The sequence below is a fragment of the Variovorax sp. EL159 genome, assembly GCF_900100965.1.
Taxonomy (GTDB): Bacteria; Pseudomonadota; Gammaproteobacteria; order Burkholderiales; family Burkholderiaceae_C; genus Variovorax.
In genome coordinates this window covers 63,894-76,683 of record NZ_FMUJ01000005.1, presented here as the reverse complement: position 1 = coordinate 76,683, position 12,790 = coordinate 63,894, and the positions used below count along the sequence as shown (strand labels likewise).

Sequence of the window (12,790 nt, the reverse complement as noted above, 5' to 3'; positions counted from 1 at the left end):
GTCGATAGGGCAGACACGGCCAGCGCGTCAACGGGGAAGGATGTACGTGGCGTACCGATCAGCATCAGCTTGAAGCAGAAACCGTTGACTCACCAAAGCGTCAGCGGCAGCCTTCAACTTGGCCTGGTAGTCCGCATCCGAGCGGTACCGCTCCTCCAGCGACAGCCTGGGATCACCATTTGCGATACGATCCGCCACTGTCCTGGAGAAAGGGACTGCGGCTCCATGAACGTTGCACAATTCGCCTTGCGCGTAGTTAGCCGCGCGAGTCGCGCGACCCAAGTAGGTAGCGATCGGGACGGACATCTCCGGAAGCAACACGCCATCGTAGGCATTGCCATCGGCATTGACGCGCAAGAAGCTCAATGGATAGTTCGCAGGTGATGACAGGACGCGCCAAGGGTCAGCATTGAAGTCGACCAGATGGAGTCTTCCATATAGCTTGCTAAAGGAATATCCTGGAATTGTTGGATAGCTGCTAGCCAACGCGTCTATCGACAGGCGGCCATCTGCAGCGCTAGACGGATTGCGGCTCGGCGGCGGTGACGTCCCCTTCGCGATCCAGTCTTCCATGCCAAGAAAAAGAGCCCGATACAAAGGCGCCCAGCTCAAAGGGTTGCCAAGGCCTTCGCAGTAGACAGCGTTGGCTGGAAGTGTGCCCTGCGACACGCTACCGCCGACTGAATGCGGCGTACCCGCAAAAACATACGAACGCACGTTCTCAGGCAACTTGATTGGCGCACCTGAGGTATCGGTCACGACAAGCGAACCGGCCTGCTGCCATTGCTCCCACTCGCTATCCAGGTGCATTACCTTTGGACAGGATTGACTCAAGGTGCAGCGGGCAAGAATCCCGTCTGTCCTGCCGCTCACCGGATCAGTCAGCGTTGGGTAGGTGAATGGAAATTGAGCACCTGGATAACCGCGCATCTCATGCTGTAGATCCGGCGAACGACCAGGCTGTGCAAACCTCTGGTGGAAAAACCCGCGCTTGCCGCCCGCTCCGGACGGAATCACACCGTCGAATACGCGGCGTCCCTGCTCGTCGCGATTGAAGTCAAGGTAGACAAAGTCTCTGAGAAAGCGACCACTTTGCGAAAGCCCAATGCCGATCGTTCTCTGAGTTGTCGGCTTTCCGCCCGAGGTCACGGGGTTAGCGTTGCCCAAGGAATCCTGAACCTCGTTGCGAAGGAAGGAGATCAGATCACGAATTGATACTGAACCCAATCCCATGACGATCGGATCTTTGGCCACATAGGTGATTCGATAGATCGCACCAAGATCGTAGCCTGCGGCCAATCGCACCCGTAGCTTCTTAGGTCCGACGAAATCCATCTGGGAGCTTGGCAGTACGAGTGGCGTGTCATCCGCACGTGCTTGCACTGTGAGCCTGATGTCAGCCACACCACTAACCGATGGCATATAGGACAAAGGCGCGTCGAAGGAGGTTGCGGTGGGCGCTATGGCCGGGATAGAAGCCCCGGCCGAGCCGTCAAGTACAAATTCATCAACAACAGTCCCAGTGATGGATGCTCCGCTCGCATCCTTGGCAATAGGGAGCGATGCCGCCATCAGGCCGCCACCCTTCGCGTCGTGAGTCGATGCGATGTCTCCCTGCCACCCACTCCAAACCATCGTTTGGCCTTGCTCGAGTCCGACTCCAATTTTGGCCCCTGCCGCAGTATCGAACGTCTTGTCCCCGTTCAACAGGCTTCCAGGAATCAAGATCTTCGAGCCTCGATTGACTACCTCGTAGACCAAGGTTCCATTTGCCTTCCTCTGATCGATCGGTTTCAGAATTGCAACGTCACCGCTGTATTCAACGAGACCCGATCCGTTAGGGCGCGCGCCCTTCAGATCGACCACAGAGATATTGATCGGCGAGGCAGGGTCCGCCTCACCATAGTACTTACCAATCAGCATTTCATACTGACCTATGCTCCCGAAACTCTTTCCTTCAAAGGCAGGACTCACCCTAGAAGTAATCTCAAGTCGGGCGATGCGTGATCTTCCAATGATCGATGCGCTGGTCGCCTCAGTGCCTGCCTCAAGGTCTAACCGAGGACCTGCCGCAAGAACATCTCCACCACCCCCGATCAGGCAGAGGGTTGCGACCGAAGAAATGCCGATGCCCATCCGCGCAGAGCCTCGATTTGCCATGAACGTCTCCTATTTTTTGTTGGCTCAGAGATTCGCCGCCAAAGAGTAGGAGCAATGTATTGAGGTGCGTGTGCAGAAACCAATAGCGTGTTTGCATACGCCCATAAGCGCCGCTTCTGGCAGAGGACGATGCTCGTTCGATAAGCTCTCGCCGCTTCCCTCAGCGTCGCTCTCGTACATCCGGGAGAACAGCGCGTCCATTTGGCGAATTCCTCAACGAGCATCACGCGGACACGGCGAGGCGATTGATCGACGGGAACGAAGTCGTTCAATAAATTTATGGCTGCGCATCGCAAATGGCTTCGTGTTTTTACAAACACAACGCGCCGGCCCCCATTGGGAAATTGGAACAAGATATTGCGGCAGCCTGTTAAGAGCGGCCTCTTAGCACGGCCCTTTCCCGCCTGCGACCGTCACACCGGGCTAGGCTTGACCATTTCATCACCCCAGATCGCCCCGCGCGCGAACTGATCTGCCAGCGCCGATGCGGCGGCCTCCAAAAGGCGCTCACCCTTCATTGCGCTCGCCAGCCGCGGTGTCCCCACCACTCCGCTGCGGGACCAGTGGGACATGTCGCGCCAGCGATGGATACCGCCTTCTTGGAGAAAACCAGTCGGCGCAGAAGCGACCGTACAGGCCGCCTGAGCATCCACGAGGTCAGGGCGTAGAAACATCACCATCGATGTTTCTGCTTCACAGGCGTGCAACAGATTCGGTTGGCCTTCAAGAATCGCAGCGAAATCCTTCGCCGCGACATTCCAGTAGGTCGCCGTCGCCAGCGGCAGTTCGAACTCAGCGCTCAACTTGTCGACGACCAGAGTCAGTGCGGCCATATTACCGCCATGTCCGTTCAAAAGCAGGATCCGGCGAAACCCCTGACGCTTCAGCGATCGCACCACACAGCGCACGAATGCCAGGAGCGTCTCAAAGTCCAGTGTGAGGCTACCGGCATATGCCATGTGGTGCTCCGCCAGAGAGACCCAAAGCGTCGGCAATACCAACGCCGGCGCAAGCGCCGCGGCACGGTGCGCCACCTCGCTGACCAGCAGACTGTCGACCTCCACCGGAAGGTGCGGGCCATGCTGTTCCGTCGATCCGATAGGGAGAATTACCATCGTCGACGAAACGTCCACCCGTGAAAAATCGGGCGATTTGAAGCCACCCCACCGCGTGGGTCCGACCGGTCCGGCGAATTGCCTACCTTCGTTATCTGCTCTCTGACTGTTCATGTCGGCCCAGTTCTCATTGCGGTTGGTAATCCACGGCCTTCATGAGTGCACCTACCGTTTTGCTCGCGGCGAGATAGCGGTTACGCAGGTCGTCCGGTGATCCTGGCAAGGGTTGCATCGCATACGAGTGGATCCGCTCGGACACATCGGGCATGGCAAGTACCTTCTGTATCGCCGCATTGACACGCGCCACGTTGTCGTCGCTCACACCAACGGGTGCATACACAGCCAAGAAGTCCGAGGCAGCCAGCTCTCCAAGACCCAGGTCTGCGAAAGCGGGCACGTGGGGCAATAGCGCCGTGGCCTGAGTGACCGCGATAGCTTGCAGTCGACCGGCCTTCAAATACGGGAGAATGTCCGCCACGGGCAGGACCGCCGCGGCCACTTGCCCTCCCAGCAGATCCTGGACGGCCGGGGCTGCGCCTCGGTACGCCACTGACTGAACGTCCGACTTCGTCAGTTGCGCCAAACGGCCGACCATGAATTCCGGCGCACTGCCCGGAGCAGGAACGGCAATGCTGCGATCAGCGGGTGTGCGAGCAAAGTAGGCCACCAACTCCTGAACACTATGGGCCTGGGTCTTGGGATGCACCGCTAATGCAAACTCAAAGCTGGCGAACGTCCCGACAGGCTTGAAGTCGGTCATCGTGTCGAAGCCCGGGACCTTGAAGATCCGAGGCACGGTGACGACGGTGTGGCCATTCGTGAAGAACAGCACCGATCCATTGCTGGGAGCAGATTTCACGAGGCGTGCTGCGATTTGTCCACCGGCACCGGACCGGTTATCGACCACCACGGACTGTCCAAGAATGGCAGGCAGCTTTTCTGCCAAGATCCGCGCGCCGATATCCGCAGATCCACCCGGGGGATATCCGACAACCAAAGTGATCGGCCCCTTGTGGTCCTGCGCAATTGCCAGGCCGCAACCAGTACTCAGGCAAGTCATGAGAACCACGCCGATCCAGCCGCTTTTTCCAAAAAACTTCATTGAAACTCCTCTGTTACGTCTGACAGCCTCGGCGTGACGACCGAGACCATCAACTCAATCCATGGCCTTTTGCAGTGGCTCGACTATTCGGCGCCGGGATGCGACCAGTCTCTGTGCCGCGACACGCGCCGAGCGATCTCGTGGCGCTCAAGAGTCAATGCCGCGGCGCCGTTAGCTACAAGAGCAACGAGTTCCGCCGACGCGGTACGGGGGGAGCCACTGTCGAAAGGCGGATCAGGGGCGTACTCCATACCCAACTGCATCGCTCGCGCCCGCTCTTCCCCGTAAATCTGCGCGGCGACGGTGAGCGCAAAGTCGATACCCGCCGTGACCCCTCCGCCGGTGATGCGATTGCGGTCGATGACCACGCGTTCTGCGACCGGCTGTGCGCCGAAATGGGGCAGTACGTCCATCGCAGTCCAGTGCGTCGCGGCCCTGTAACCATTCAGAAGGCCGGCGGCACCAAGAACCAGGGCGCCAGTACACACCGAGGTGATCCACAGCGCCTGCGGTGCTCGCGCGGCCAAGAAACCCACGGTTTCCTCGTCCTCCATCAGGGCGTTGACGCCGGGCCCGCCTCCGATGAAAAGCAAATCAAGTGGTGGCGCATCGGTCATCCGCATGTTGGGAAGTTCCAGCGTGCCGATGTCGGTAAGAACTGGCTCAAGCGTCTTGCCCAGAACGTGCACCACGGCATTTGGCATGCGGGCGAATACCTCCAGTGGGGCGGCGAAGTCAAGTTTCGTCATACCCGGAAAGATCAGCATGCCGACGCGGAATGGTCGAGACGTATCCGATTGCTCGGTAATGGCGGCCATCAGAGTACCTCCGACCCATCTGTAGCGACGGCGATGCATTCGATCTCAAGCAGCATTCTTGGATCGGGAAGTGCGCGCACAACCGAAGTGGTTCTGGCGGGATACGGTGCAGGGCCGAACGCGCTTCCGTAGTGAAGATTCATCGCCTGCACATCTGCCTCCCGGGTGAGCAGCACGTTCACCTTCAGGATGCTGCGCATGGAGCTGCCCGCGGCGAGGAGTAGCGCCTGCAAAGTCGTCACCGCTTGGTGAAACTGTGCTTCGAAGTCGTTTTCGGCAATCGTTCCGTCATCGTGATATCCGGGCGTTCCAGAAATGAAAACCAGCTCGCCGTGACGTGTTGCAGCCGAAAGCGGCGGCGTCTGGACCTGCAATGGCGAAGCGACGTGAAGAATTTTTCCCATGAGAGCTTTCCTGTCGATTGAACTCGCAGATATGGACTGGCTTCATCCGCCCCTGCGTATCGAGGCGCACAGACCCTGCCAGCAGAGGCGCCAGACCCAATGCTTGCTGGGGACTTGACTCTAGGGTTGGCCACTTCCATAAATGCCGATTTCCGGCAATCCGGACCAGAATCCGGCAGGACTTTTCGCCAGCAAGCGTCGACGACTCCCGAATCGGCTCGTTTCCAAACTCCGGATCTGCAGCTTGCACCAAGCCTGGTCACGGTCTTACAGTGTTGGGAGTTCCGCATTGCCAATGGCTGGTTCTTCGGCGTTCAGGAGGTTGCTGTGCTACCGCGTGTCTATCGAACCACTTCACTGAGCGAGGGTGTACAGATCATGGGCACCGAATGGTCTCCGCATCACATTCACGTTCCTCATGACGACAAGCTCACGCTGCGGTTTTCCATCCGATCCATCAGCAAGGGCATGTCTCTGAGTTCTCTGTCGTACGGCACCCAAGTGGTTGTACGACCAGAGGAGCGCGCGGACGTGATCCTGCTGCAGATGCCTCGACTCGGAACGGGCCGGGTGAGCCATGGAGAAACCGACACAGCATTCGATTCGGCGCACTACGCTGTGATCGACGTGAACCGTGTATCGACGGTGCAGTACGGACCCGACATCGACATGCTGGTTCTGCGCATCAAGATGTCCACGCTGCGAGACTACGCAGAGCGCACATTGGGCTTTCGCCCCGAGCAGGACTTTTCTTTCGCGCCCTGTATTTCGCAGGGTTCCGATACATGGTCCGCCTTTTCGCCGGTGGTGGCGGCGCTGGATGCGATGCAACGTGATCCATCTGCCACTTTCCCTGTCCCCACCCTTCAGGCGATCGAGAGCATGGTCTTGTCGACGTTGCTTCTGACGCAGCCCAATGCATATCGCGAAAATCTAAGGTCGCCTGCCTCCACCGCTCCGCGCCATGTCAGAAAAGCCGAAGAGTTCATCCAAGCAAATCTCAACCGCGCGTTAACGACCGAAGAGATCGCAGCGCACGTCGGTGTCAGCGTTCGCGCACTGTTCGACGGATTTCGCTCATTCCGCCAGACCTCTCCTTCCGTCTACGCGCGGCACGCCCGACTTTCAAAAGTGCGCAAGGACCTTGTCGATGAGCGCCACTTGAGCATTGCAGCCATTGCCCATCGTCATGGATTCAGTCACCCGGGTCACTTTTCGGAAATCTATATGCAACGATACGGGGAGACGCCCCGTCAGACACGCAGATCGTCGTCCAGTGCCTCGTGACTCACGAGCTACCACGGCCCGCTCACGCAGTCGACACGACATTGCCAAGCGTCATGCTTGCGCTGGTACGCGCAATTTTGTGGCTCTCGCCGCAATCTGAACAAGACTTCCCAGCACTTCATTGACGCTTTCGCACAACCGGGTCAAAGCAATCTCTACGGTCTCATTTAGACCCTCAATGCCGTTGTAGTGAGCCTCGGCGGTATTCGGCTTCGTAACCGCTTCCAGAACGACCGATACCCCCATCCCGGAAATTACCCCAGCTAATGCATTACGGGTCGTCACGTGTTGACCCAGTTCATGAACAGCGACGAGGCCATCGCCTGAGGCCTCATTTGCGCGGGATTGAATCGCCAGCACGCTCGATGAAGGCCTCTGCTCGACGCGGTGGCGTTGCCAGGCTCCTAGTGCATCTCTAGCTTCAGACGACAGGCCCTGAGAAATCCGTCCTCTCATTGCATGCATCAGCTACACCGGGATCCATCGACAAATCCGCGTCTTCCTAGGAGGGCGTTGAAAACCAACGGGGAATGACCCGGTTTCTCGTTCGTACTCCTCGGATCGCTGCCCCCTCGGACCACACGTCTGGCATCTGAGATCCGGAGTAAACGTCCGATCCATTGGACCCAACTTCCTAGTCAACCATCTTGTTGGCTATCTGCTCCAGGCTTAACTTTGACTCGAAGGCCGGTCACCCGATCGACCAGTTAACCGAGCGCATATCAGCGCCTCAGCTTTCAAAGGAAGAGCAGATCATGAAGACATCCAGACGCAGTGTTCTCGTCGCAGGAGCCGCCTCCGCGGTGACGCTGATGGCAGGAGCAAATCCAAGCAACTTGAGCCGCACCCAGAAGAAAAAGACGACCAAGAGCTTCGACGTGGTGATTGTCGGCGGCGGCTCCGCAGGAGCGGTTCTCGCGTCGCGTCTGAGCGAGGACCACAGTCGGCAAGTGCTATTGATCGAGGCAGGACCGAACTTCGCGCCCGGCAGCTACCCGCCTGTGCTTAAGAACGCCAACATCGTTGCAGGCTCACCGGCATTCGACTGGAACTACAGCACGCAGGATGCAGCCCTGCTCGGGCACAACGTCCCTGTGCCGCGCGGCCGCGTGATCGGCGGCAGCTCGGCGGTCAACGGCACTGTGGCCATGCGCGCGCGCGCTACCGACTTTGCCCGCTGGGCCGATCGAGGCATCGAGGGTTGGTCATGGAAAGAGGTGCTCGCCTCTTACAAGGCCATGGAGAACACGCCGAGCGGCGATGACGCCTGGCACGGTCGAGGCGGCCCATTTCCCATTCGTCAAAGAACCGGACAGGAAAACACCGTGTCCATGCGCGCCTTTGTCGATGCCTCCGAGGCAATCGGACTTTCACGTGTAACCGATTTCAATGGGGCCAACCAGCACGGCGTCGGCCCCTACCCGCTCAATGTCGTGGACGGCGTGCGGATGAACACCGGGATGGTCTATCTCACGGCATCCGTTCGGGCCCGCCGCAATCTCACGATCCATGCTGACGCCGAGGTGGACGCGGTGGTATTCCAAGGCCATCGCGCCACTGGCGTCAGGCTCGCCGACGGCAAGGTCATCCTTGCGGGCGAGGTCGTGCTCGCCGCAGGTGCATTTGGTAGCCCTGCAATCCTGATGCGATCGGGAATTGGGCCATCCAGTCATCTGTCGGAGCTTGGCATTCAACCGCTTGTCGACCTCCCGGTGGGCGACCGCCTCCAGGACCATCCTTTCTACTACAACGTCTATGCGCTGAAGCGGGAGGTGAATCAGATGGATCCTGCTGCAGGCGCCATCGTCTGGACTCGCTCTAACAGTGCGAAGGCGAACGAACTGGATCTGCATGTCTCGGGTACGCATTTCATCGACCCGAAGGCAAGCCCGACTGGTGGTGCCATCGTGCTCGCTGCTGCGGTGACTCTACCGAAGTCCGTCGGGCAGTTCCGGCTTGCAAGTCGAGATCCGCGCGCCGCACCTCGTATTCACTACAACTTCTTTGCAGACAAGAACGATCTCGACCGGATGGTTGAAGCCGTAATGCTTTCCCGACAGATCGGGAGGGCGGCCCCGTTCTCGGATTTTGTCGATCACGAGATGAGCCCAGGCAGTGCAGTGGATGACGAGAAGTCCCTGCGCACCAACATCGTCTCGACCGTCGCCGCCTACCTGCATCCAACCTCCACGGTTCCGATGGGAACGGCTTCGGACCCGACCGCAGTGGTCGATGCATGGGGCAAGGTGAAAGGTGTCGAAGGACTGCGCGTAGTGGATGCATCGATCCTTCCCGACATCCCGTCGGTCGCGACGAATGTGACAACCATCATGGTGGCCGAACGCATTGCTGCAAAGATTTTCTCGTAGGCATCTCGCCTTCCTTCGACAGAACCGAAATCAGTTAACGGAGTATTGAAATGACGAACACAAACCTGCTGACCTCGAACCCAGCATGGCGCGCCAAGATCTATAGCAACAGCTGGAAAGATCCAGGCGCCGGAATTGCCGACGTAACAGAGAAAGCAACGGGCGAGAAGCTGGGAGAGGTGGGCATCGCCTCTCCTGCGGATGTTTCCTTGGCAGCGGTCAGCGCACACCTCGCCCAAAAGCACTGGGCCAAGTTGCCAGGCCCCAAGCGCGGCGATGTCATGCGAGAGTTCTCTCGCCTGATGCTGCTGCATGCCGACGAGATCGCCGAGCAGCTCGTTCGGGAAACCGGCTCGATCAAAGCTAAAGCGCAGTGGGAAGTGCAGATGACTGCTCGCGAGTTTCTCGAAGCCGCTGCTCTGGGAAGCCAGCCACTGGGCGTTCTGACCGCGACGCTGGAAGCGGGGTTTCAAAGCATCGCTCGGCGAACTCCATTGGGCGTCATAGGCATCATCACCCCCTGGAACTCGCCGCTCATTCTCGGGGCACGCGCCATCGGTCCAGCACTGGCAATGGGCAACGCGGTGATCCTGAAACCCGACGTGCAAACCGGGATTGTTGGCGGCGTCGTCTTCGCGCGCCTGCTTGAGGAAGCTGGCTTGCCTGAGGGACTCTTTCACATGCTGCCTGGCGCGGCGGAGACGGGCGAAGCCCTTGTCAAGGAGCCACTCGTCGACATGCTCAGCTTTACCGGTTCGACCCGTGTCGGACGAACTGTTGGCTCTGTGGCAAGCGGAATGCTCAAGCGCGTGTCGCTCGAGCTTGGCGGCAACAATCCGTACGTCGTGACAGACGATGTAGATATCGAAGCTGCAGCAAGTGCGGGCGCTTGGGGCTCATTCTTCCACCAGGGGCAAATTTGCCTGACAACGGGTCGTCACATCGTTCACGAAAGCATCGCCGATGCTTATGCACAAGCACTGGTCAGGAAGGCGAAGGCGCTGATTGTCGGAAATCCGATCGATGAGAGGGTACAGATCGGCCCCATCGTCAACGAACGCCAGGCAAAGAATGTCGACCGCATCGTTGCAGAGACTGCTGCCAAGGGTGCCAAAGTACTGGTTGGTGGTGAACGCAACGGGTTGTTCTTCGAGCCGACGGTCATCACCGGCGTGTTGCCTGGAATGGCAGCATTCGACGAAGAAATCTTCGGCCCAGTCGCCGCGATCACCACCTTCAAGACCGACGAGGAAGCGATCGTTCTCGCCAACACGACAGCCTACGGGCTCTCCGCGGCCGTTGCCTCTTCCGATCTCGCGAGAGCACAACGCATTGCCGACGGCATTCGCTCTGGCGTGGTGCACATCAATGACCAGACCGTGGTCCACGGCGTCTACGGTCCGATCGGGGGTTTTGGTATTTCCGGAAACGGGTTCGGCCACAGCACGCTCGCCAACGCTGACCAGTTCAGCGAATGGCAGTGGGTGACAACGCACGCACAGCTTCCGAATTACCCGTTCTGAGCTTCAGTCCTGCAAGCGGCACCAGGTGTCGCTTGCTTCCCCATCGCATTCATTGATCGAGGAAAGAATCATGAGCACTGCAGCTCGTATCGACGTACACCAACATGTAGTTCCGCCCTTCTGGGCCAAGGCCCTGCCCGATCACGGCGGGGACCCTTCAGGCACGATGGTTCCGCAATGGACGCCGGAGAGTGCCATCGCCTTCATGGACTCGCAGGAAATCGCCACCGGCATCCTGTCTCTGACCGCACCAAGCGTCGTCAAATGGTACAAAAGCCAGCGCCGCGAAATGGCTCGCCGTGTCAACGAGTACACCGCGGACCTGGTCGCCAAGCGGCCGGATCGGTTTGGCAACTTTGCAACGCTGCCACTGCCCGATGTCGACGGGGCACTCCAGGAGCTGACGCATTCGCTCGATGTCCTACACGCCGATGGCGTCATCCTTCTTGCCAACTACGCCGGCAAGTACCTTGGGGATGCAGCCTTCGAACCCTTGTGGGCCGAACTCGACCGCCGCCAAGCTGTGGTCTTTGTCCACCCAGGGCAGCCGCCGCTTCCAACGGCTCAAGGCGTTGCAGGTCCACTGGCAGACTATCCGTTCGACACGACGCGCACAGCCGTGCAACTCACATTGAACGGTACCCTGGATCGCCGCCCGAACGTCAAGATCATCCTTGCTCATGCAGGAGGATTTCTGCCCTATGCCTCGCATCGCTTTGCTGAGCTCGCCCGTGTGTTCCGCCCGGATGCCGCGAGCCCCACGGAGATACTGTCGAAGTTTCAACGCTTTTACTTCGACACCGCGTTGTCTTCGGGCCATCCGGCCCTCGCAGGGTTGAGAGCATTTACTGAGAGCAATCGGATCCTCTTTGGCAGCGACTTCCCTTACGTCTCCAAGGAGATCGCCGCGGGCTTCACTGCAAAACTCGACGTGTATGACGGACTTTCGACTGCGGAACGTACCGCTATCAACCATGGCAATGCGCGAGTACTCTTTCCTAGGCTGGCTCCCAAGCACGGCGCACTTGCTGTGAATGATCGCGCCAAGTCGGGTGCTCAATCGGGCTGACGCAGGCAGCGACCGTCAATAGACTATCTTGGGGACCTCTTCAATCAAGAAGTCGAGAAAGACGCGAACAGAAGGAAGCATGCCGTTCCGATGCGGTGTGACCGCGGTGATGCTGGCCTCGCCAGCTCGCCAGTCGGGCAGAATCTGTCGGAGCTTTCCGGTCTCGGCGTCCTCCCGGCAGACATATCCGGGAAGGGCTGCAATGCCTAAGCCCTCGCGCGCCGCCTGCATGAGCATCAGAAGATCGTTTCCACCAACGCGTGGCTCGAGCGGCGCAATGAACTCCCCATGCGTCGGATGCCTGAGCTTCCAGGCCATCGGCCGGTCACGATGCAGCATGGCCAAGGTGTCGTGACTGGTCAGATCCTCGGGAGAGACAGGTTCACCGCGCTGTGCCAGGTATTCCGGCGCAGCAAAGAGGAACCAGGGCGCCGGCGCAAGTACGCGCGACACCAGCGTCGAATCCGACAGCGGCCCTGTATGCGCGCGTATGGCGAGATCGAAGCTCCCACCTCCTATATCAGCAGGCTCGTCACTGGTGTGCTGGATCACACGCACCTTGGGATAGCGCCTGAGGAAGGCAGGCAGCACGTATCGCATCACGAACAACGATGTCGCCACGGCGGTCGTAAAGCGAATGGTGCCGCTAGGCTCTGCCAGCCGTTCGCGAACGGAGCTCTCGGCAAGGTCAGCCCGCTCGAGTGTGGCGACTGCATGCCGATAGAACAACTCCCCCGCCTCGGTCATGCTCTGGCTGCGCGATGTCCGATTGATCAGTCGGACGCCGAGCGAAGTCTCGAGTTGCTGCAAGCGATAGCTGACCGTCGATTTCGGCACGTTCATCCTGCGACTAGCGGCGGTGAGCCCACCACTCTCCACGATGCGAACGAAGTAACGAAAGTCGTTGAGATCCAGCATCGCGTGCTTCAGCGCCCAGTCGGGG

General features: G+C 59.2%; 11 protein-coding genes. 4 read left to right on the top strand and 7 right to left on the bottom strand.

Annotation, left to right across the window (positions count from 1 at the left end):
* Nucleotides 1–27: 27 nt before the first annotated feature.
* The 5 genes from BLQ28_RS32710 to BLQ28_RS21240 all read right to left on the bottom strand — a co-directional run bounded on the left by BLQ28_RS32710 (nt 28) and on the right by BLQ28_RS21240 (nt 5,599).
* Nucleotides 28–2,160 carry an alpha/beta hydrolase domain-containing protein gene (locus BLQ28_RS32710; protein ID WP_143012535.1) on the bottom strand — a complete coding sequence of 711 codons (2,133 nt, stop codon included), beginning with the start codon at nt 2,158–2,160 and terminating at the stop codon, nt 28–30.
* A 413-nt stretch (nt 2,161–2,573) separates the two neighbouring features.
* Entirely contained in the window at nt 2,574–3,389 is an 816-nt protein-coding gene (locus BLQ28_RS21255; RefSeq protein WP_093243628.1) for a creatininase family protein, read from the bottom strand.
* A 13-nt stretch (nt 3,390–3,402) separates the two neighbouring features.
* Nucleotides 3,403–4,377, bottom strand: a complete 975-nt coding sequence (locus BLQ28_RS21250; RefSeq protein WP_093243626.1) for a tripartite tricarboxylate transporter substrate-binding protein — start codon at nt 4,375–4,377, stop codon at nt 3,403–3,405.
* An 83-nt stretch (nt 4,378–4,460) separates the two neighbouring features.
* Nucleotides 4,461–5,195 (bottom strand): DJ-1/PfpI family protein, encoded by a 735-nt coding sequence (locus tag BLQ28_RS21245; protein ID WP_176801184.1) that lies wholly within the window; start codon nt 5,193–5,195, stop codon nt 4,461–4,463.
* Nucleotides 5,195–5,599, bottom strand: a complete 405-nt coding sequence (locus BLQ28_RS21240; protein ID WP_093243620.1) for a RidA family protein — start codon at nt 5,597–5,599, stop codon at nt 5,195–5,197. The genes BLQ28_RS21245 and BLQ28_RS21240 overlap by 1 nt, the downstream gene beginning before the upstream one ends.
* Nucleotides 5,600–5,725: 126 nt before the next feature.
* On the opposite strand from BLQ28_RS21240, the gene BLQ28_RS21235 reads away from it, so the two are divergent.
* A complete protein-coding gene (locus tag BLQ28_RS21235) occupies nt 5,726–6,886 on the top strand; it encodes an AraC family transcriptional regulator (protein WP_176801183.1) in 1,161 nt (386 codons plus the stop codon).
* Nucleotides 6,887–6,937: 51 nt separating this feature from the next.
* Here the strand turns inward: BLQ28_RS21235 and BLQ28_RS32705 are convergent, their stop codons facing one another.
* Nucleotides 6,938–7,246 (bottom strand): hypothetical protein, encoded by a 309-nt coding sequence (locus tag BLQ28_RS32705; protein WP_218121950.1) that lies wholly within the window; start codon nt 7,244–7,246, stop codon nt 6,938–6,940.
* A 395-nt stretch (nt 7,247–7,641) separates the two neighbouring features.
* On the opposite strand from BLQ28_RS32705, the gene BLQ28_RS21230 reads away from it, so the two are divergent.
* The 3 genes from BLQ28_RS21230 to BLQ28_RS21220 all read left to right on the top strand — a co-directional run bounded on the left by BLQ28_RS21230 (nt 7,642) and on the right by BLQ28_RS21220 (nt 11,847).
* A complete protein-coding gene (locus tag BLQ28_RS21230) occupies nt 7,642–9,255 on the top strand; it encodes a GMC family oxidoreductase (RefSeq protein WP_093243615.1) in 1,614 nt (537 codons plus the stop codon).
* Nucleotides 9,256–9,305: 50 nt separating this feature from the next.
* Nucleotides 9,306–10,778, top strand: coding sequence for a benzaldehyde dehydrogenase (locus BLQ28_RS21225; protein WP_093243613.1), 1,473 nt, complete (start codon nt 9,306–9,308; stop codon nt 10,776–10,778).
* Nucleotides 10,779–10,848: 70 nt separating this feature from the next.
* Nucleotides 10,849–11,847 carry an amidohydrolase family protein gene (locus BLQ28_RS21220; RefSeq protein ID WP_093243611.1) on the top strand — a complete coding sequence of 333 codons (999 nt, stop codon included), beginning with the start codon at nt 10,849–10,851 and terminating at the stop codon, nt 11,845–11,847.
* Nucleotides 11,848–11,862: 15 nt separating this feature from the next.
* On the opposite strand, the gene BLQ28_RS21215 is transcribed toward BLQ28_RS21220, so the two are convergent.
* A complete protein-coding gene (locus BLQ28_RS21215; protein ID WP_093243609.1) occupies nt 11,863–12,765 on the bottom strand; it encodes a LysR substrate-binding domain-containing protein in 903 nt (300 codons plus the stop codon).
* Between the last annotated feature and the right edge of the window lie 25 nt (nt 12,766–12,790).

Excerpts from the sequence above, each read along its gene's own strand:
- BLQ28_RS21240 (WP_093243620.1), bottom strand. The coding sequence starts at position 5,599 with ATGGGAAAAATTCTTCACGTCGCTTCGCCATTGCAGGTCCAGACGCCG.
- BLQ28_RS21215 (WP_093243609.1), bottom strand. The coding sequence starts at position 12,765 with ATGCTGGATCTCAACGACTTTCGTTACTTCGTTCGCATCGTGGAGAGT.
- BLQ28_RS21255 (WP_093243628.1), bottom strand. The coding sequence starts at position 3,389 with ATGAACAGTCAGAGAGCAGATAACGAAGGTAGGCAATTCGCCGGACCG.
- BLQ28_RS21250 (WP_093243626.1), bottom strand. The coding sequence starts at position 4,377 with ATGAAGTTTTTTGGAAAAAGCGGCTGGATCGGCGTGGTTCTCATGACT.
- BLQ28_RS21225 (WP_093243613.1), top strand. The coding sequence starts at position 9,306 with ATGACGAACACAAACCTGCTGACCTCGAACCCAGCATGGCGCGCCAAG.
- BLQ28_RS32710 (WP_143012535.1), bottom strand. The coding sequence starts at position 2,160 with ATGGCAAATCGAGGCTCTGCGCGGATGGGCATCGGCATTTCTTCGGTC.
- BLQ28_RS21245 (WP_176801184.1), bottom strand. The coding sequence starts at position 5,195 with ATGGCCGCCATTACCGAGCAATCGGATACGTCTCGACCATTCCGCGTC.
- BLQ28_RS21220 (WP_093243611.1), top strand. The coding sequence starts at position 10,849 with ATGAGCACTGCAGCTCGTATCGACGTACACCAACATGTAGTTCCGCCC.
- BLQ28_RS21230 (WP_093243615.1), top strand. The coding sequence starts at position 7,642 with ATGAAGACATCCAGACGCAGTGTTCTCGTCGCAGGAGCCGCCTCCGCG.